Origin of the sequence: Novosphingobium sp. ES2-1 (assembly GCF_015169775.1) — a bacterium.
In the GTDB taxonomy this organism is placed as follows: domain Bacteria; phylum Pseudomonadota; class Alphaproteobacteria; order Sphingomonadales; family Sphingomonadaceae; genus Novosphingobium; species Novosphingobium subterraneum.
In genome coordinates, this window is sequence record NZ_CP063445.1 from 2,041,530 (window position 1) to 2,059,982 (window position 18,453).

An 18,453-nucleotide genomic window follows, 5' to 3' on the forward strand; every position below is an offset into this window, starting at 1 on the left:
TCTCTCTCCGGGAAATTCTTCTTTGCTTGATGGTGTCAGCGACCTTGCCGCCCTTCGATCCAGTCGTTCAGCACTTCGTGGAAGAACCGGATGCGGGTCTCCTGATCGGAGAGATAGGCGTCCGCATACCCGCGCGAATGCATGCCCGCCTGCATCGCCTCGGCCAGTTCCATATCCTGATAGACGATCTGCCCGGCAAGTTCCGGAACCCCGCGCCCGCTATCGAACACGCGGTGCTCGCACTCGGCCACCTCACGCAAGGGCTTCATGCCGGCCATGATCGACTGCACCTCGGTCTGCCCCTCCACCGGAAAGGCCATGCACCACAGGTCGAAGTAGCACTTCTCCGGATCGGTCGCGTGCGGTTCGCTGCGGAACAGGATCAGGTTGTCGGGCAGGAAGCTGATCGTCACGTTGGGGAACATCACCGTATGCGGGCTGTCGGTGATCTCCTCGTCATCCATGTGCTCGTAGTGGAGATAGCCCTTCTCGCGCCACAGCTTCTGCTTGGCCGCCTTGAGGTCGAGCCAGCCCTGCAGCGCGAAGTCCTCGTAACTTGCGTAGGACGCAGGATCGATGTCCCACTTGGCCAGCTCCGCCTCGAACATGGCATTGCCGCCGCCCTCAGGCCGGTCAGTCAGCGACGGGCGCATCGGCTGCACCGTGCGGCCATGGCCCCTGGGCCACATCTCATGCCGCGCCGAATCCACGTCCTGGTCGATCCACGGCGGCACCTGCGGGTGCGCGGTGCGGGTGTGGTAGCTTTCCGAGAAGTTGTCGGTGACGAATTTCCAGTTGGCGTTGATCTCGATCCGGTACCACGCCACCCGCACGGCCTTGTCCATCGGGTAGTTGCGGTAAAGCTCGGGCATCGGCTCGAGGAATTCCATCAACGACGGGCTGTCGTCCGCCATCGAATACCACACGAAGCCGCCCCAGGTGTCGCAGCGCAGTTCCTTCAGCTTCAGCTTTCCGCAGGGGTTGCCCACCCTGAAATCGACGTCGGCGTCCTGCGCGTGCCTGAGCACGCCGTCGATGCCCCACTTCCAGCCGTGGTAGGGGCAGTGGAACGCCTCGACCGAGCTTGAATCATGGACCATCCGCATCCCGCGATGGCCGCAGGAATTGTAGAAGGCCCGGACCGTGCCATCTTCCTGGCGAACCGCGATCACCGATTCCTTCATGAAGTTGTGGACGAGGAAATCCCCGGCTTCGGGAATGTCAGCGGTGCGCCCGGCAATATGCCAGGTGCGCGTCCACATGTGGTCCCATTCCTTCTTCGCAAACTCGGCGGAGAAGTAGCGCTCACCGGTGATCGGATCGCCGCGCAGGTGCGAAGGATCGCGCCCGTCCATCGGCAGGGGAACGTGTCCGCGAATGCTCATCATGCGTCCTTCCTCAAGCCGCCCAGTGGGCATAGACAGGGTCCTGCCGACCGAAGCAGCCCCGGTCGGTCAGCGCCTCGTAGAAGCCGTCGCGCTGCATCGTGGATTCGTGCGAATGGCTCCAGTCGGCCACGAAAGTCCGGCTCTGGATCAGCCAGCGCCCGTCGCGGCGGACATAGCGGTCGATGTAGCGCCCGCCGGTCAGCACCTCGGTCCCGGCCTGGACCATTTGCGCGATGACGTAGTGCTCGCCCACCGCCTCGTCGCCGCGCACCTCGACCCATTCGTTCGCCACCGAATGGAAGCACATCTCGAGATTGGCAGAGACGAACGCGGTGATCTCGCGGGCAAAGTCCTTACCCGAACCGTTGACCACGCCTGAAATCACCGTCGAATCCTCGGTGAAGATCGAGGCGAGCAGTTCGGCATCGGCCCGGTCCACCCCCCGCGCATAGGCCATGCATAGATCGTGGATCTCGGCGCGGGCGAGCGCCGCATCCAGCGCGGCTTCCTTGTTCGGTGACGTGGACATCGTTGTATTCCTTGCACTTGCGGCGTGGAAGGCTAGCAGCGCCCGGCCTGGATCGGCGGCACCCTTGCCGCCAGCGGGGACGAAATGTTCAAAGCCCGTCGGCGGATCGGCGCGCGCGGCGCTGTTGGGGCGGTTCACATTGCCGTCGAGCACATAGGTTCGATGGCTCAGCCGCCATTCCCCGTCGCGGCACTCGAGCCGGTCAAGATAGCGGCCCAGCACGAAGCGCTGCAGTTCCGCTTCCTCGACATAGGCAATCACATAGGATTCCGCAGTGGCCCGCTCACCCCGGACCCTGGTCCAGCAGTTGGACGTGCGATGCAGCGTCGGCAGCGCCCCCTTCTGCGCGCCCGCCAGAATCTCCACCAGCGTCGCGGCAGGCCCGGCATAGAACCCGTAGTCCACAGTGGCATCGGCATGATAAGCAGACCCGAGCAGGTTCGCATCCGCCCGGTCGACGCCCCGGCTGTGACTGGCCAGTGCATTGAGAACGCCATGGCGCGCGATCAGATCATCGGCAGTCAACACCCGGCCAATTCCCCGCTCTCCCGGCCCTGCAAAAACAAGACCTTGCGTTATGGCCACCTGTGAATCCGGCAGCCTTGCCGGTTTCATCGCAGAGTGGTGTGCGCGATGCCTACTGGCCCTTTTGGCAGGAGGGGATGGAGCGAGCTCGGATCCTCCGCTAAATCCTCCCCATTTGTGCTCCGCAAAAACAGGGAGGATCAGCGGCGGCTTCCGGGCAATCTGATCCATAAAGCAGTCAGTCAGGACACGACGCCATTGCGGACATTGTTCAACCCACGAAATTGGTGATTAGGTTTTGATTTTTATGGCGTTGTGACCGAATATGAGTTTACGCAAGTCTCAGTCTCAGCCTCGCTAAATGCTGCAAATCCTAAGCGAGTTCTGGTGGGAACGAACTTATCATTGTAAAAAGACCAAACAGCGCGTCTGCTGCCCTCGTAGGTATTGTGACTTTGCGGATTGTCGTTTGCCAACTCTAATGCGAAGTTTGCAGTAAGACCTTGGCAGATACCGTCAAACTTACGATCCCAAGCGATTTGCTTGGACGCCTCGAAGTCCCAATCTTTCATTGACTTGATTAATTTTAGGCGGGCTCGGCCACTTTTACATTCAACTGCGAAAAGGCAGGCACCGTTGCCCGGTGCGCGGTTCGCGATATACGAGTTCGCGGATTGGATGAGTTTATCTTTGGAAAGCTGAGACCAGCTTTGGTAGCGCAGCCCCCAATTAACTGGTCCAGCTATTAACAGCAAAATCGCAAATGGAAGGGCAAGAGCCAGCATGCATCCGTGTTGCGTGACGTTGAAGCGCATATTCTCAAAAACCATGCTTATTGTCGGCGCACAAGGAGATTGGAGCGTATACTGGCAGCTAACCACCCCAAACCAGCCATTCAGCCCGCAACAGTGAGTACCGAAAACCCGTCGTCCCGGACTTGATCCGGGACTTGGCTTTTCTTGCGTCCGCGCGCCCGCTCAAATCGCAAACGCGCCTCCTGCGCCGCCAAAAGCCCCTTCACCCGATCATCATCAAGCTCGCATTCCCGCCCGCCGCAGTCGTGTTGATCGAGGTCGAGACTTCCTCCAGCAGCCAGTCGCAGTTCCACACCAGCGGCGCCCCCGCATCGCCCGCATGGACGGTAACGATCGGCCCCTCCATCCCGGCAACTTGCGCCAGCACCGCCCGCACCCGCTCCGCCCCGCCCTCGACCAGCGCGACCGAAAAGCCCTCGCCCCCGGCAGCAAACCGCCGCGCCACGCTCTCCGGCAGCCCTTCCGGAAGGGCCATCCCCTGCACCACGCCGCGGTTGCCGGTGGCAAGCACCGCCGCCATCTGCTCGATCAGCCCGCCGCGCGTCTCCGGCACCAGCAGCACACTCCCGCGCGGATGCAGCGCATAGAGATTGCGCTCACCCACCGGCCCCGCCAGCTCCAGCTCCGCCCCCAGCGCCGAGGCTTGGGCATAGCGTCGCGCCTTGCGCGCAAGGTCAGCTTCGCACTGCGCGTCGAGCCAGTCGGCAAGGTCCTGCGCTGCGCCCGGCACGCGCCCCCCGCGCCCGGCAAACACTGGCGCGCGGCTGACCAACCGCCCGAGATAGAGCGGCCCGCCCGCCTTCGGTCCCGTTCCCGAAAGCCCGCGCCCGCCGAACGGCTGCACGCCGACAATCGCGCCGATCACGTTGCGGTTGATGTAGATATTGCCGACGCGAATGCGCGCGGTGACGTTCGCCACCGTCTCGTCCAGCCGCGTGTGCAGGCCGAAGGTCAGGCCATAGCCGGTGGCGTTGATCTCATCGATCAGCCGGTTCAGCCCTTCGCGCCGGAAGCGCAATACGTGCAGCACCGGCCCGAACACCTCGCGGCCAAGGTCTGCCATGGAGCCGATCTCGATGATCGTCGGCGCTACGAACGTCCCTTGCGCGCACTCGTCCGGCAGCGCCAGCTGGCTCACCGCAAGTCCCTTTGCCCGCATCATCTCAATGTGTCGCTCGATATGGCCCTTCGCCTCAGCGGTGATGACCGGCCCGATATCGACATCGAGCGCATCGGTCCGCCCGATCCGCAATTCCTGCAACGCCCCCTTCAGCATGGCGAGCGTCCGGTCGGCCACCTCTTCCTGAAGACAGAGCACCCGCAGCGCCGAGCAGCGCTGGCCGGCGCTGTCGAAGGCCGAAGCGATGACATCGGCCACAACCTGTTCGGCGAGCGCCGAACTGTCGACCACCATCGCGTTCTGTCCGCCCGTCTCGGCGATCAGCGGGATCGGCCTGCCATCCGCCGAGAGCCTGCCCGCCAATTGCCGCTGGATCAGCCGGGCCACTTCGGTCGATCCGGTGAACATCACCCCAGCCGTCTGCTCTGCGCCCACCAGCGCCGCCCCGATCGCACCATCTCCGCAGACCAGCTGCAGCGCATCCTCCGGCACGCCCGCCTCGTGCAGCAGGCGCACGGCTTCGGCAGCGATAAGCGGCGTCTCCTCGGCGGGCTTGGCCAGTACCGCATTGCCCGCCACCAGTGCCGCCGCGACTTGGCCGGTGAAGATGGCCAGCGGGAAGTTCCACGGGCTGATGCACACCACCGGCCCCAGCGGCACTTGCGCCGCGCCGAACGTGGCCCTCGCCTGCGCGGCATAATAGCGCAGGAAATCGATCGCCTCGCGCACTTCGGCAATCGCGTTGGGCAACGACTTGCCCGCCTCACGCATGATCAGGCCGAGCATCACCGGCATCCGCGCCTGCATCGCACTCGCCGCCCGCTCCAGCTTCGCCGCCCGGCTCGCCACCGGTTCCTGCCACCATCGCGAAGCCGCCGCCCGCGCCACGGCGGCGACCGCCTGGTCGGGCGAGACTTCGGCTACATGCCCCACAACGTCGCGGTGATCCGCAGGGTTGAGCACTGCCCGCCCTTCTCCCTCACCCGCGCGCCAGTCCACCGCCGCGCTCGCTTGCAGATCCCGCGTCAACTTTTCCAGCACTGCTTCGGAGGCCAGATCCAACCCCGCCGAATTGCGCCGGTCGGGATAGATGGCCGTGGGCAGTTCAATCCCGTCATGGCGCGCCCCGGGGTGCGGCATCGCCTGCACCACCTCAACCGGGTCGGCGACAAGCTCGGCCACCGGCACTAACGGGTCGCCGATGCGGTTGACGAAGCTGCTGTTTGCCCCGTTCTCCAGCAATCGGCGCACCAGGTACGCCAGAAGCGTCTCGTGCGTCCCCACCGGTGCATAGATGCGGCACGGCCGGTTCAGCTTGTCGGCGCCGACGACTTGGGCGTAGAGCGGCTCGCCCATGCCGTGCAGGCACTGAAACTCATAGTCTTCCGGTCGATAGTCCGGCCCAGCCAAATGATAGATCGTCGCCAGCGTCTGCGCGTTGTGCGTCGCGAACTGCGGGAACACCGCATCGGGCGCGGCCAGCAATTTGCGCGCGCATGCCACATAGGCAACATCGGTGTGGACCTTGCGGGTATAGACCGGGAAGTCCTCCAGCCCTTCCACCTGCGCGCGCTTGATTTCGGCGTCCCAGTAGGCGCCCTTGACCAGCCGCACCATCATCCGACGTGCCGACCGCCGCGCCAGATCGACGATCCAGTCGATCACCGCCGGGCAGCGCTTGCCATAAGCCTGGATCACGAAGCCCAGGCCATTCCAGCCCGCCAGCTCCGGATCGGTCGCCAGGCTTTCCAGCAAGTCAAGCGACAGCTCCAGCCGGTCGGCTTCCTCGGCATCGATGTTCAGCCCGATGTCATAGCCCATGCACAGCTTCGCCAGCGTTTTCACCCGCGGCAGCAGCTCGTCCATCACCCTTCCTGCCTGCGCCCGCGAATAGCGCGGATGCAGCGCCGAAAGCTTGATCGAGATCCCCGGCCCCTCGATAATGCCGCGCCCGGCCGAAGCCGCGCCTATCACGTGGATCGCCTTCTCGTAATCGGCATAATAGCGTGCCGCATCCGCCGCCGTCGTCGCCGCCTCGCCCAGCATGTCATAGCTGTAGCGGAAGCCCTTCGCTTCCAGTTCACGCGCGCGGCACACCGCCTGCTCGATGGTCTCGCCGGTCACGAACTGCTCACCCATCATGCGCATGGCCAGGTCCACGCCGCGCCGGATCACCGGCTCACCGGCCCGCGCCACCAGCCGTGTCAGCGCCGCTCCAAGGCCGCGATCGTCGACGCTGCTCACCAGCTTGCCCGTCACCGCCAACCCCCACGAGGCTGCGTTGACAAACAGCGAGCGCCCGCCGCCAAGATGCGCGCTCCAGTCGCCATCGGCGATCTTGTCACGGATCAGCGCATCGCGCGTCGCCGTATCCGGAATGCGCAGCAGCGCCTCGGCCAAGCACATCAGCGCCACGCCCTCTTCGCTCGACAGCGAGTATTCCTGCACCAGCCCTTCAACGCCTGTGCCGCGATGCTCGCTGCGCAGCGCCGTCACAAGCCGGCTCGCCGTCGTTCGAATGGCCGCGCGCATGTCCTCGGGCAACGTCGCCGCGCGCAACAGCGGCGCGAGAGCCTCGGCCTCATCGATCCGCGCCGCAGACGTAATCTCACGGCGCAGCGGCGTGGCAGGGCGGACAGGCGGGGCGAACGAGGCGAAGGGCGTTATCATGGCAATTGACATACCACGAGGCCACACGGCAATCTGACCGAACTGGCTCCATAAGCAAGCTATATTGCCTTTTGATGCGGCATATGAAGGACGATAATGCACAAATCCGGCCTATTGTCGGTCGATCTGGACGATCACGACCGCAAGATCCTGAAGGTCCTGCAGGCTGACGGCCGCATTCCCGTCACCGCGCTTGCCGAAAAGGTGGGCCTGTCCAAGACTCCCTGCCAAGTCCGCCTCAAACGCCTCGTCGAAGGCGGCGTGATCCGCGGCTTCGCCGCCCAGGTCGATTACGCGCGCCTCGGCATGGACCACGTCGCCTTTGCCGAAGTGAAGCTGTCCGACACGCGCGACAAGGCGCTGGCCGAATTCAACGCCGGCGTCCTGCGCATCCCCGAGATCGAGGAATGCCACATGATCGCCAGCAGCTTCGACTACCTCCTGAAAGTTCGCACCCCCGACATCCGCCGTTATCGGACCGTGCTGGGCGAAAAGATCTCGAGCCTGCCGCACGTGGCAAGCACCTCGACCTTCGTGGCGATGGAGACGGTGAAGGAGTAGCCCGGCGCAAGGCGGATCAATAAGGAGCGCGCGCTTTATCACTCATTGTTCCGCAGCGGCCAAGGCCTGCGACAAGTCGGCAACGATATCGTCGCGGTTCTCGATCCCGATCGACAACCGGACCGTTGCATCGCGCACGCCGAACTTGTCGCGCAACTCCACCGGCACGCCGGAATGGGTTGTCGTCGCTGGGTGGCTTGCCAGCGATTCTGTACCGCCGAGGCTGACCGCCAGCTTGAAGATCTGCAGTGCGTTGAGGAAGCGGAACGCCGCCGGCTGCCCGCCACGAATGTCGAAGGAGAAGGTCGATCCCGCCCCGCCGCATTGCCGCGCGAACACCTCCGCCTCCATGGAACCTGCGTCGGCGAACATGGGTGTGGCCACGCTTTCCACCGCCGGATGATCCTTTAGGAATTCTGCTGCCGCGACGGCATTGGCATTGGCCCGCTCCATCCGAAGCCCTAGCGTCTCGAGCGAGCGCCCGAGCATCCAGCAACTGTGAGCGTCGAGCTGCGTTCCGATTGCGCTGCGCAGCAATCGGACGTCGCGCATCAGCTTGGCGGAGCCCAGGGCCGCACCCGCGACAAGGTCCGAATGCCCACCGACGTACTTGGTCAGCGAATAGACCGAAATGTCCGCACCATGCTGCAGCGGCTGCTGGTAGACTGGGCCAAGCAACGTGTTGTCGCAAACCAGCAGCGGCCGCTTCTCCTGACGCTGCCCGATCTCTTCGCAAACCCGCGCCACCATCGCGATATCGACTAGCGCATTGGTCGGATTGGCCGGGCTCTCGATCATCACCAGCGGAACTGGGCCGCGCGCCAAGGCGCGCTCCGCTGCTGCCCAGACCGCGCTCTCGCTGAGACCATCAGAAAAGCCTTCGGCCCCGATGCCGAGGTTGGCAAACGTCTTCGCCAGCAGGGTCTCGGTCCCGCCATAGAGCGGCTGGGAATGCAGGATCACTTCGCATGGCCGTACGAAGGCAAGCAACGTCGTGGTGATCGCAGCCATGCCGGATGAGAAAACCACCCCGGCATCGGCCCCTTCGTAGACCGCCAGCCGGTCCTCCACGATTTCACTGTTGGGATGGTTGAAGCGCGAATAGACTAGGCCGCGGCCCTGCCCCGGCGGCGGCTCCTTGCGCCCCGCAACGTAGTCGAAGAAGTCGCGTCCTTCCTCGGCCGTGGGGAACACGAAGGTGGAAGTCAGGAACACCGGCGGCTTGACCGCGCCTTCGGACAGGAACGGGTCGTATCCGTAGTTCAGCATCAGCGTTTCGGGATGCAGTTCGTGATTGCCGATAGCGGTCTTGCTCTCACGCGGTGCGTTCATGGCGTCCTCCTCCTGCCTTGTCGATCTTGTGCGTACAACGCCTGAGGCAACGCCCGGTTGCATCCTGGCGACAAGGCCTTCGCATGGGTCTTGCCTTTGCCCCGCACCACCGCCAATCAGCCGCCATGCGCATTGCCCTGTTCGAACCCGAAATCGCTGGAAACGTCGGCGCCGTCATGCGGACCGGCGCCTGCCTCGGCGTGGAGATCCACCTGATCGAGCCGCTGGGCTTTCAGTGGGAGGACAAGCGTGTACGCCGCGCCGCAATGGACTATATCGACCACGTGCGCGTGATCCGGCACCCCAGCTTCGCGTTCTTCCGCGAGGCGGCTGGACCCGGCCGTCTAGTACTCTTCACAACCAAGAGCAGCGCCTCGATCTACGACTTCACCTTCGCGCCCAGCGATATCCTGCTGTTCGGCAAGGAAAGCGCTGGCGTCCCTGCAGAGATTTCGGACATCGCCGACGCCCGGGTGCGCATCCCGATGCGGCCAGAGGTCCGCTCGATGAACCTCGCGACCTCCGCCTCGATCGCCGTAGCAGAGGCCCTGCGACAGACAGGCGGCCTTCCCTAGAAGATGAGCGAAAGGGTAAAGGGCTCGCCCTCGACCAATCCCTCAGCCTTGCGCACCGCTGACTTGATCGGCACCATCCATCCTAGCGCCTTCGAGGGAAATGCCGAGGTTCGCCACTCGGTCTGGCCAACCTTTGCCACGACCTTGACCGACCCCCACCCCGAACGCCGCCCGCTTTCCAGCCTGTGCATCACTGCGGTCCCCGAAAGCGCCTCACCCACCGGGTCGTCGATGGTGGCAAAGAACCAGTCGCCGCCATTTGCGCCGCCCACCCAGCGCCACAACGTCGTAGCCAGGCTGTAGACTTCGTCGTTCATTTGCGGCGACGCACCGGCACCTTGAGATTGCAGATGTCCACCCCGCCGGCTGGCTGCACGTAGAACGGCTCGCGATGGTTGGCGCTCGCCTCGGCATAGCTGCGGAACGATGCGCTTTCGGTTGACAGGAACTCGTAAACCGGCAGGTCCGCCACCTCGCTCGCCGGACGGACCGAGACAATCGGGGTGCGCTCTGCCGGATCGGCATAGACGCCCATCGGCGCAGGCCCGCGCGGCAGCGAGGACATGAACTGCATTCCCTCGATCACCCGCCCGACCACCGCCAGGTTGCGATCCAGCTGGCGCGGCGCATGCCCGATGGCGACATATAGCTCGGCCCCGGTCCCGGTATCGGGCGGCATGTCGCGCGCAACGCCAATGCTGCCATAGCAGTGCACCGGCCACGCGCTCGGTCCCGCTTGCGATGCCGCCACCGGCCAGCCGCGATAGAAGAAGGTCTCGTCGGCGTAAGGATCGGAATCCTTGACCTTCGACCCCTTCCGCGCCAGCGCATGCCACGCCGCATGCGTGCCCTCGATCGTCGCCAGCCACGTATCCAGTTCTTCGTGGGTGGCGCTGCGCTCGGGCCCTTCAGGCCGCACGACATAGCGCGCCTGCGGCACCTGCTCGATACCTGCGGGCAGAAGCTTGGCCTTGGTCTTGTCCTCGCCATCGGCATCGCCCCATTGCGACACCCAGTTGTCCTGCACACGGTAGACGGTCAGCCCGTCCCACCAGTGCGCCGCCGCAAGCTTGCGCACGTTACCTACCCAGCCTTGCGAGAAAGGCTCTGGCATCAGCTGGATCACCACGCGTCGGGGTCTGCCGTTGGAAGCGGGTGCGAGGTCCATCACCAGCAGGTCATCGGGCGAAATCGCTTGCCAGTCCGGGGCCGGAGAAGCCGCCACGACCTCCCCCGGCGACAGCGCGGCGGCAGGCTTGGCAGACACAGGCGAAGCCGCAACGGCGGCCAAAGCAAGAAGAAACGACATAACTTCATCATTGCAGGAAGCCACGCCTTGCGAAAGCGATCTTGTGCGGCTAGTGGGCGCCTTCCAGAGCAATGCGGAGCGGTGGCCGAGTGGTCGAAGGCGCTCGCCTGGAAAGTGAGTATACGTCAAAAGCGTATCGAGGGTTCGAATCCCTCCCGCTCCGCCAACATCTCAATACGAATCAATGAGATGGGCCTCCTAGGGCCAGAAAATCCCCAGCTTCCGCGCCGTTTTGCCAATGGCGACCGAACTCCAGAGACTGCCGAAACCGGTAAATTCGGTCTCTGATCGGCTTTCGTCTCTTTTCACCCGAACCTCATCTGAAAAGGTTCTGGTCATAATTATCTCATCCAATCAGTGGCTTGAATGTTTCGTCTGACTGGCAGTTCCCTGAGCAATCATGGTTGTCGCTGCATTCAAAGAACCTAAAGTGGACGTGTTGCAACGTAACTGGGATGAAGGACACCCGATTGTAGCGAGCTGCATTGCGCTAGTCTTTGTGCATCCATACCCTTGGCGTATGCGATGCGCATAGCGAACTATCCCTGCGCGGATCTTAGTGAACACAGTAATACGATGGCGCCGGAAGCGGAGAAGGATCAGGCGTGGGTGAATCAAGCATCAAGACTGTTCAAGAGATAACGAGGGAGATGATTAATAAGGGGACACAAACAGCCCGAGATATATTCCGTCAGTGCATAAGGCCGATCTACGGCGCAACCAAAGATGGCCGGCCCGAACACCTCGGTAGCGCTATTCTGCTCCAGCTAGCGGAAGGCCCCTTCATGCTCACCGCTGCCCATAATCTCGACTGGAATTCCACAACCAGCCTCTATCTAGGTGTCCGTAAGGCTGAGAAATTGGAGTTGACTGCGATCTTGAGCGCAACAGTTGACGGCAGCCGGGATGACGATGTTTACGATTTTGCTTTTGCTAGGCTGCCCGACCCGCTTGTCGCTGAGATCGGACTCGAACGCTTCATCGGCGAGGATTACATCAGCAAATCGGTGGCCGACACCCCAGGTCGAACTTACACTTGCCTCGGCTATCCGAATTCGAAGAACCGAACGCCTCCCCATTTTGACACAAGCGTTAGCCCCGTCATGGCAGCCTACACGAGCAACGGCGTGCCAATGGACCGGCTCGGTCAGAAATATAGGAATGAGACGCATATTCTGATCGACTTCAACTTCAAATATTCGCGCGACGAGGCAGGAAAGCGGGTGTGCTCGATTAAACCGAATGGCTTTAGCGGCGGCGCGGTGATCGACATTGGCCGACTGTCAGATCCCCAGAGCATTGCAGAGCCTCCCTCTCCAATGCTGATAGGGCTGTTTATCGAAGCGCACCGCGACAAACGAGCCATAGTCGCAACTCGGATCGCGCCCGCATTGGAGGCAGTCCGTCGGAAAGGGTTAATCCGCTAAATCCCTGTGGTCAGTCGTTTTCCGATCACAGACATTCTCACTGTCGCGTCGAACGTTTTAGCCGAAGTAGGCTAGAGCAACGTGCTATAAACAAACCCAAAGTTCATTGGCGTAGCTGTCCGTTTCCAAACACCGTCGCAACCTGTTCGGGCCATGGCAGCTCGGTGGCTGCAGCCATATCCTTGACTGACACGGTGGGTGGCATTCGCCCTACCAGCAGCCTGTCCATCACCGCCGGTGCCAAATAGGCCAGCCGCAGCATTCGGCCGACATAACGGTCTGAGATGCCCTCCGCCTGCGCGATATCCTGAATGGTCGCCGCATCCCCGCTCTCCAGCTTCCGCCGCCAGCTCCACGCCTTGGCGATCGCCTTCAGCACATGCGGATCCACGCCGTCGGTGTCGGGCGCCATGTCGGCGGGCGGCACGATCTTCGGTCGCCCGTTGCGTTTGCGGATGGTGAGCGGGATGAACACCCTCATGGTGGTTGGGGCGCTCATGCTGCCAACTCCTGTTTCGGCGTGATCATTTCCCGGACAACCGACCCGAGGCCTTCGGTGCGCAGGTCGACTGCAAGGCCATCGGCGCTGACGGTGACCCGCTCGATTAGCAGTCGCGCGATGCGGGCCTGCTCGGCCGGGAACAGCGACTCCCATAGCCCATCAAAACCCGCCAGCGCGCTGACCACATCGTTTTCGGTCATGTCGGGATCGGGCCGGCGCACTGCCTCCATCGCCCGTGCCGCGATTTCCGGTGCGCGCAGCAGCGACCGGATGTGCTGGACCACGGCCGTTTCCACCATGCCGGCATTGAGACGGACAAAGCTGTCACGCCCTTCGCAGGCCCGGTTCCGGATCGCATCCATCGAGGTGTAGTAGCGGTAGTGCCGGCTGCCCTTTTTCGTCACTGTCGGCGTCATGGCGATGCCGCGATCCGTGAAGATCAGACCTTTCAGCAGCGCCGGAGTCTGGGTGCGGGTGTTGGCCGCGCGCTGGCGCGGGCTTTCCTGCAGGATGGCATGGACCTGATCCCAGAGCGGCTCGTCGATGATGGCCTGATGCTCGCCGGGATAGCTCGTGCCTTTGTGGACGGCCTCGCCGAGGTAGAGCCGGTTGCGGAACAGCTTGTACAGGAACCCCTTGTCGATCGGCTTGCCGCGCTTGTTCAGGGTGCCGCCCGCCACCAGCTCCCGGGTCAGCAGGGTGGCCGATCCCAGCTCGACAAACCGCTGGAAGATGTGGCGGACCGTAGCGGCCTCGGCCTCGTTGATCACTAGCTTGCGGTCGACGATGTCGTACCCCATCGGCACGAACCCGCCCATCCACATGCCCTTGGCGCGTCTGGCAGCGAACTTGTCGCGGATGCGTTCGCCGGTGACCTCACGTTCGAACTGGGCGAATGACAGCAGGATGTTCAGCGTCAGCCGCCCCATGGAGGTCGTGGTGTTGAACGCCTGCGTCACCGACACGAAGGTCACGTTGTTGCGGTCGAAGGCCTCGACCAGCTTGGCGAAGTCCATCAGCGATCGTGACAGGCGGTCGATCTTGTAGACGACGATGACGTCGACCAGCCCGGCCTCGATGTCTTCAAGCAGGGTTTTCAGCCCCGGCCGTTCGAGCGATCCGCCGGAATACCCGCCGTCGTCGTAACGTTCACGCATGCAGACCCAGCCCTCGGCGCGCTGGCTGGCGATATAGGCCTCGCAGGACTCGCGCTGGGCATCGAGGCTGTTGAACTCCATGTCCAACCCTTCCTCGCTGGATTTGCGGGTGTAGACGGCGCAACGCAGGCGCCGCATCGGTGCCGTGATGTTTGTCATGCAGCGTCCTTTCGTTCCCGCAGGCCAAAGAAGCGGTAGCCGTTCCACTGCGTGCCGGTGATGTCGCGGGCGATGGCCGACAGGGACTTGTAGCGGCGGCCCTGCCAGTCGAACCCGTCCTTCAGCACGGTGATGACGTGCTCGGCCCCGTTCCATTCGCGCACCAGCCGCGTGCCGATGACCGGGTTGCGAGGGTCGCTGATCACTGACTTCCGGACCTTCTTGCCCTCGACCTCGTCGGCCAGGGCATCGAGCAGCTGGCGCACGGGCTTCGACAGACCGCCCAAGGTCAGCTCTTGAATCCTGTAGGCCAAGCGTTGCTCCAGGAACGAGCGGCTGTTGTTCGGCGCCTCTGTCTCGAACAGCTTTTCCCACTCGGCCTTGAGCTCTTTGACCGACATGGCCTTCAGCGCCGCCAACCTGGCCAGCACCTGCGCATTGTCATCCTGTTTGTGCATCATTGTCCTCCATTCCGAGCCTTTGCCCGGGGACGACTGACGCTCCTGGTGGGCAGGATTGCGAGTGAACTATCTCCGCTCGCGGCAGATAAAGGACTGGACTGTTCGCGTATGCGCAGCACGCCGGCGGCCACGATGCGCCCCAACTCGGAGAGCCGGGCGTCTGACGACATCTTGGAGGGGCAAAGCCCATTTGGATTGGAGGTAACGGAGGACATGAGAACGTTCGCAATAGTGGGTGGCTGGCGACACGGTAGGTCCGAAAAGTCTCACAAAACAATATATTTCAAATGTTTATCGCAGTCTTGCGAAATCATGAGCATTGCTTGGTGGTCACGATCCACATCTATGAGGTGTCGGTCGGAACGCCTGCGAAATTCTTCGCAATTTGATTCGCGGAGGGTCGCTGATCGGCTACATTCTGACATCGGCTCCCGGGTGTGCGGCCGGAGTTCACGGCAATGCGTTCTTGACCCTGGAACCCCTCGCAACTACGCTAATCCGCATAGAAGCGTGATTTTGAGGGTTGGCCCAAGCCATGATGAACCGATGACCACTGACGGGACGAGTTTTGGACGTCAGATTTCCAAAGCCAGGAAGGCCAAGGCTCTCAGCCAGAAGGAGCTGGCTGCGAAAATCATGAAAGAGGAAGACGGCACAGCGATTTCACCGCAGTACCTTAACGATATCGAGCATGATCGGCGCAGCCCCACTTCGGATCATCTGATCCGGCAGTTTGCGGAGGTGTTGAACATCGACGAAGGCGTTCTGTTCTTGCTGGCAGGGAAGATACCCGACGACCTCCGCAGCAAAGTCAGTGACCCGGCCAAGGCGGCCGAGGCATTCGTCAATTTCCGTCGCGCCATCACCAACTGACGGAGCGACGGCGATGAGGATGATACGGGACCCAAAAGGCCGATTTCCAGAGCGCCCCTATTACACGAACGACGAACTCGATCGGGAGTGTGAGCGGCTTGTCAGGGATCTGCACCGCAAGCGGAACCAGGAAGCACGTCCACGTATCACGACCGATGAACTCCATCTGCTGATCGAGCTCAACGACGCCAGCCTGGATTCCTCTGCCGACCTGACAATCTACGGGGACGATGTCGAGGGCGTCACGGCCTTCCATCCAGATGGAGAACCCGAAGTCGCAATCTCCGATCGGCTGGCTAACGATCCTCGCCGTGAGAACCGTTTGCGAACGACCTTGGCCCATGAGTTCGGCCATGTGCATTTCCACCGGCACCTATGGGCGGGCAAGTTTCAGCATGGCCAGCTGTTCGACCGCAGCAGTCATGAAAACAAGGCGATCTGCAAGCGCGACACGATCATTCAAGCCGCAAACTATGACTGGATGGAGTGGCAGGCCGGTTATGTCAGCGGCGCGATACTGATGCCGGTCACATCGATCCGCCGATTGGTGTCCGATTATTGCCAGGAACGCGATCTCCACGCGGCCGTGGCAGTGCGGTCAGACCATGGCCGACAGATCGTTGGCGCAGTGATGGAGACGTTTCAGGTTTCCGAGGAAGCTGCTCAGGTCAGGCTCAAGGTGCTCAAACTATTGGGGGAATCTGATCGTCAGGGATCGCTGTTCGGTTAATCCACAGCAAATCCGCTAATCTGCGTAGATTTTCGACTGACCCGCCACATGGGCGTAAATACGCTCTTTAGCAGATCGGCGTGCAAGGGCGCCTGATTCTGCTCAAGGAGTCCCCCATGACCTCGATTGCCACCATCATTCGCAAAACCTCCACCCCCACCCTCCGTGCCTATTTTGAGCACAGCGGCATTGGCCTGCCTGCAAATATCGACTGGGCGGTCCCCGAGCCGGAAATCCTGCCGCCCCTTCTGAAGGCGGTCGATGAACTGACGGATACTGAAAAGGCCCGTCTGGCGCTCGACGCGGGTCGGATTGGCGACTTGGTCAATGAAGTTGGCCAGATCGCACTTTACAGCGTTGCCGAAGACAAGGCCGTTCTCGATAGCCTTGGCGGCGCGCACGACCGCGCATTCTGGATGTTTCTCAATCATCCGGACCGCTTCCGCCGCGCCGAGGAGGTCCGCTACACCGACGAACGTCGCCGTGGGCGTTCGTGGGCGGGTTTCATTGTCGCCGCCGATCAGCCGTTGAACAAGGATCCGGCCGCTCTCGACGCATTCAAGACGGCGCTGCGCGAATGTTTCGCCTCGTCTAACATCCACATCGATATCTTTGACCGCCGTCGCCCCACCTTCGACGGTGAGGATTGCGAACTGATCCAGATCGCGGTGTACCGCGAGGGCTTGCCGGATGATGTTCTGGAGTTTGACGCAGGCGATCTGGTTCGCCGGGTGCGCAGCCCGGTATTCGAGGCCGCCCTGACCTATGAACCCGCCACCGGCGTGGTTGAGGTGGTCGCGAACGACAGCAAGAGCCGTGAAGCCATGGCCCGGATCATGGTGCGTGATCTGCTCCAGATCGAATTCACCAGCGAGAAATTGCCGTCCCGCAACTATGATCTCAGTTCGCTTCAACAGCACCATGCTTTCCCGCGGGACGCTGCCGACGGAATCGAGTCCGTCACCTTGAAGCAGCTGCGCCTGATGCCGATGGACAATCAGGGTCAGCGCGTGACGCTGGAATGCATGCGCGGCAGCGAGGAGACCATCTGGGAAATGGCCGCGGGGCATTTTGGCGATCGTAATCCGCTCCTTGGCGGCTGGGTGGTCACGCAGGCAAAGCTCACGATCGCTTTCCTTCCCAAGGGAGAAGCGCGGCGTGGACGTGTTCTGTCGTTGACGATCACGATGCCGCATGGCTGCAATCTCAAGGATCTGACCCCGGAAGAGCAGCTGATTGGCGAAAAGTACCTGCGCCGTTGGGGCATCCTGTCCGGGGACACTGGCAGCGATGATTGATCAGGCGGCCGCCCGATTGATGCTGACGATTGCCGAAACGCCCGGTGCGAGGATCGCGGGATCGGTGCTCAGCGATTTCCATCCCAGGCACGGCAGGCAGCTGATGGAAGCCAATCTGCTGATGCCACAAGGGGAGACGCTCGCGGCGCCGCTGGATCTCGATCATGACGATGAGCCGGTGCGGCTGATCTGGTCCGGCGAACATGGTGGCTATGGCTATTACAGCCCGGGTGCGGACTGGGTGGCGGTGACCCCCGACCGTCTGAGCATGTTCGGGGTCAACATGCCGGCGCTGCTGGTGCGGATGCTGGCGCAGTTGGAGATCGTGGGCGGGGCCGAGCCCCTTGCACTGGTTCCGGATGCGGTATGGGAAATCGGCAATGTCCGTTTGCCCGGGCGCAGCAAGCCCGTTCCGCTGTGGGTCGCGCGGCGCCTGTCTGATCCAGATTGCTGGTCCGCGTTCGTGACCGCCACGCGCGTGCGTCCGGCGCCGGGGCTGAGGATCGTGCTGAGTACGACGCCGACCGGCCGTCTGCCAAAGCAGATGTTCGCGGGTCATGAGATCGTCGGCGTCGGCGATGTGGCCGACCACGCGGCCGGTATTGCCGTGGATCCTGCGCTGTTAGCAGTTCGGATCAGGACCGGCACGTTGCCGGCGGATGTGCCGATTTCCATGTCTGCTGACGGAGGATCTGTCACGGTGCGCGGGAAACGCTACACTTTCACCGGCCCGAAGCAGCGGGCCATTATCCGACATCTCTATGAAGCCTGGGAGAACGGGGAGCCCGAATGCCTGACCGACGCGGTGCTGGAGGCGGCCGACTGCGCCAATAGCGTGAACACGCTGACCAAGGCCTTTTCCGGCCGAAAGGACTGGCAGGAGTTCATCAAGGTCGAGGGTGGTCGCTGCTGGATCCAGTGCTGACCACTCCGGTTATCCTGCAACGAAAGCCGCCTTCGGGCGGCTTTTTTTTGTCCTGCCCGCTCAATCGTTGATTCCTACCCTGAGTCCTACCTCGCTC

The 18,453-nt window shown here is 62.5% G+C and carries 17 protein-coding genes and 1 tRNA gene; 8 read left to right on the forward strand and 10 right to left on the reverse strand.

Annotated elements, in window-relative coordinates; genetic code table 11:
* Positions 1–35: 35 nt before the first annotated feature.
* The 4 genes from IM701_RS09845 to putA all read right to left on the reverse strand — a co-directional run bounded on the left by IM701_RS09845 (position 36) and on the right by putA (position 7,047).
* The gene (locus IM701_RS09845) at positions 36–1,388 is read right to left on the reverse strand and encodes an SRPBCC family protein (protein ID WP_193826832.1); all 1,353 of its coding nucleotides are present in this window, start codon (positions 1,386–1,388) and stop codon (positions 36–38) included.
* A 10-nt stretch (positions 1,389–1,398) separates the two neighbouring features.
* Positions 1,399–2,445, reverse strand: coding sequence for a nuclear transport factor 2 family protein (locus IM701_RS09850; protein ID WP_193826833.1), 1,047 nt, complete (start codon positions 2,443–2,445; stop codon positions 1,399–1,401).
* 302 nt (positions 2,446–2,747) lie between these two features.
* Positions 2,748–3,272: a hypothetical protein gene (locus IM701_RS09855; RefSeq protein ID WP_144905386.1), complete on the reverse strand. Its 525-nt coding sequence runs from the start codon at positions 3,270–3,272 to the stop codon at positions 2,748–2,750.
* Positions 3,273–3,459: 187 nt separating this feature from the next.
* Positions 3,460–7,047: a trifunctional transcriptional regulator/proline dehydrogenase/L-glutamate gamma-semialdehyde dehydrogenase gene (putA, locus tag IM701_RS09860; RefSeq protein WP_370584305.1), complete on the reverse strand. Its 3,588-nt coding sequence runs from the start codon at positions 7,045–7,047 to the stop codon at positions 3,460–3,462.
* 96 nt (positions 7,048–7,143) lie between these two features.
* Between putA and IM701_RS09865 the strand changes: the two genes are divergently transcribed.
* Entirely contained in the window at positions 7,144–7,608 is a 465-nt protein-coding gene (locus IM701_RS09865; RefSeq protein ID WP_193826834.1) for an Lrp/AsnC family transcriptional regulator, read from the forward strand.
* A gap of 42 nt (positions 7,609–7,650) precedes the next feature.
* Here IM701_RS09865 and IM701_RS09870 read toward each other — a convergent pair whose 3' ends face one another.
* Positions 7,651–8,940 carry a cystathionine gamma-synthase family protein gene (locus IM701_RS09870; protein WP_193826835.1) on the reverse strand — a complete coding sequence of 430 codons (1,290 nt, stop codon included), beginning with the start codon at positions 8,938–8,940 and terminating at the stop codon, positions 7,651–7,653.
* Positions 8,941–9,065: 125 nt separating this feature from the next.
* Here IM701_RS09870 and IM701_RS09875 point away from each other — a divergent pair, with 125 nt between their 5' ends.
* A complete protein-coding gene (locus tag IM701_RS09875) occupies positions 9,066–9,515 on the forward strand; it encodes a tRNA (cytidine(34)-2'-O)-methyltransferase (protein ID WP_039334991.1) in 450 nt (149 codons plus the stop codon).
* On the opposite strand, the gene IM701_RS09880 is transcribed toward IM701_RS09875, so the two are convergent.
* Both IM701_RS09880 and IM701_RS09885 read right to left on the reverse strand, forming a co-directional pair.
* Positions 9,512–9,832, reverse strand: a complete 321-nt coding sequence (locus tag IM701_RS09880) for a DUF1905 domain-containing protein (RefSeq protein WP_193826836.1) — start codon at positions 9,830–9,832, stop codon at positions 9,512–9,514. The two genes, IM701_RS09875 and IM701_RS09880, sit on opposite strands and share 4 nt — an antisense overlap.
* Complete coding sequence (locus tag IM701_RS09885) at positions 9,829–10,824, reverse strand: peptidylprolyl isomerase (protein WP_193826837.1); 996 nt, start codon at positions 10,822–10,824, stop codon at positions 9,829–9,831. The genes IM701_RS09880 and IM701_RS09885 overlap by 4 nt, the downstream gene beginning before the upstream one ends.
* 75 nt (positions 10,825–10,899) lie before the next feature.
* Here IM701_RS09885 and IM701_RS09890 point away from each other — a divergent pair.
* Positions 10,900–10,990 (forward strand) — tRNA-Ser (locus tag IM701_RS09890).
* Positions 10,991–11,429: 439 nt separating this feature from the next.
* Positions 11,430–12,251, forward strand: a complete 822-nt coding sequence (locus tag IM701_RS09895; RefSeq protein ID WP_193826838.1) for a hypothetical protein — start codon at positions 11,430–11,432, stop codon at positions 12,249–12,251.
* 103 nt (positions 12,252–12,354) lie between these two features.
* Here the strand turns inward: IM701_RS09895 and IM701_RS09900 are convergent, their stop codons facing one another.
* From IM701_RS09900 to IM701_RS09910, 3 genes are read right to left on the reverse strand one after another with little or no spacing between them, the layout of a single operon-like run.
* Positions 12,355–12,750 carry a hypothetical protein gene (locus IM701_RS09900; RefSeq protein WP_193826839.1) on the reverse strand — a complete coding sequence of 132 codons (396 nt, stop codon included), beginning with the start codon at positions 12,748–12,750 and terminating at the stop codon, positions 12,355–12,357.
* Complete coding sequence (locus IM701_RS09905) at positions 12,747–14,069, reverse strand: recombinase family protein (protein ID WP_193826840.1); 1,323 nt, start codon at positions 14,067–14,069, stop codon at positions 12,747–12,749. Before IM701_RS09905 ends, IM701_RS09900 begins: the two co-directional genes overlap by 4 nt.
* The gene (locus IM701_RS09910; RefSeq protein ID WP_193826841.1) at positions 14,066–14,527 is read right to left on the reverse strand and encodes a DUF2924 domain-containing protein; all 462 of its coding nucleotides are present in this window, start codon (positions 14,525–14,527) and stop codon (positions 14,066–14,068) included. The genes IM701_RS09905 and IM701_RS09910 overlap by 4 nt, the downstream gene beginning before the upstream one ends.
* 549 nt (positions 14,528–15,076) lie before the next feature.
* Between IM701_RS09910 and IM701_RS09915 the strand changes: the two genes are divergently transcribed.
* From IM701_RS09915 to IM701_RS09930, 4 genes are all read left to right on the forward strand, one after another.
* On the forward strand, positions 15,077–15,403 hold the full coding sequence (locus tag IM701_RS09915) for a helix-turn-helix domain-containing protein (protein WP_193826842.1): 327 nt from the start codon (positions 15,077–15,079) through the stop codon (positions 15,401–15,403).
* Positions 15,404–15,416: 13 nt separating this feature from the next.
* The gene (locus IM701_RS09920; protein WP_193826843.1) at positions 15,417–16,133 is read left to right on the forward strand and encodes an ImmA/IrrE family metallo-endopeptidase; all 717 of its coding nucleotides are present in this window, start codon (positions 15,417–15,419) and stop codon (positions 16,131–16,133) included.
* A gap of 116 nt (positions 16,134–16,249) precedes the next feature.
* Entirely contained in the window at positions 16,250–17,431 is a 1,182-nt protein-coding gene (locus IM701_RS09925; RefSeq protein ID WP_193826844.1) for a hypothetical protein, read from the forward strand.
* Positions 17,424–18,356, forward strand: a complete 933-nt coding sequence (locus tag IM701_RS09930; RefSeq protein WP_230487651.1) for a hypothetical protein — start codon at positions 17,424–17,426, stop codon at positions 18,354–18,356. Before IM701_RS09925 ends, IM701_RS09930 begins: the two co-directional genes overlap by 8 nt.
* The last annotated feature ends 97 nt before the right edge of the window (positions 18,357–18,453 follow it).

Excerpts from the sequence above, each read along its gene's own strand:
- IM701_RS09845 (WP_193826832.1), bottom strand. The coding sequence starts at position 1,388 with ATGATGAGCATTCGCGGACACGTTCCCCTGCCGATGGACGGGCGCGAT.
- IM701_RS09855 (WP_144905386.1), bottom strand. The coding sequence starts at position 3,272 with ATGGTTTTTGAGAATATGCGCTTCAACGTCACGCAACACGGATGCATG.
- putA (WP_370584305.1), bottom strand. The coding sequence starts at position 7,047 with ATGATAACGCCCTTCGCCTCGTTCGCCCCGCCTGTCCGCCCTGCCACG.
- IM701_RS09865 (WP_193826834.1), top strand. The coding sequence starts at position 7,144 with ATGCACAAATCCGGCCTATTGTCGGTCGATCTGGACGATCACGACCGC.
- IM701_RS09870 (WP_193826835.1), bottom strand. The coding sequence starts at position 8,940 with ATGAACGCACCGCGTGAGAGCAAGACCGCTATCGGCAATCACGAACTG.
- IM701_RS09875 (WP_039334991.1), top strand. The coding sequence starts at position 9,066 with ATGCGCATTGCCCTGTTCGAACCCGAAATCGCTGGAAACGTCGGCGCC.
- IM701_RS09880 (WP_193826836.1), bottom strand. The coding sequence starts at position 9,832 with ATGAACGACGAAGTCTACAGCCTGGCTACGACGTTGTGGCGCTGGGTG.
- IM701_RS09885 (WP_193826837.1), bottom strand. The coding sequence starts at position 10,824 with ATGTCGTTTCTTCTTGCTTTGGCCGCCGTTGCGGCTTCGCCTGTGTCT.
- IM701_RS09900 (WP_193826839.1), bottom strand. The coding sequence starts at position 12,750 with ATGAGCGCCCCAACCACCATGAGGGTGTTCATCCCGCTCACCATCCGC.
- IM701_RS09905 (WP_193826840.1), bottom strand. The coding sequence starts at position 14,069 with ATGACAAACATCACGGCACCGATGCGGCGCCTGCGTTGCGCCGTCTAC.
- IM701_RS09910 (WP_193826841.1), bottom strand. The coding sequence starts at position 14,527 with ATGCACAAACAGGATGACAATGCGCAGGTGCTGGCCAGGTTGGCGGCG.
- IM701_RS09915 (WP_193826842.1), top strand. The coding sequence starts at position 15,077 with ATGACCACTGACGGGACGAGTTTTGGACGTCAGATTTCCAAAGCCAGG.
- IM701_RS09920 (WP_193826843.1), top strand. The coding sequence starts at position 15,417 with ATGAGGATGATACGGGACCCAAAAGGCCGATTTCCAGAGCGCCCCTAT.
- IM701_RS09925 (WP_193826844.1), top strand. The coding sequence starts at position 16,250 with ATGACCTCGATTGCCACCATCATTCGCAAAACCTCCACCCCCACCCTC.
- IM701_RS09930 (WP_230487651.1), top strand. The coding sequence starts at position 17,424 with ATGATTGATCAGGCGGCCGCCCGATTGATGCTGACGATTGCCGAAACG.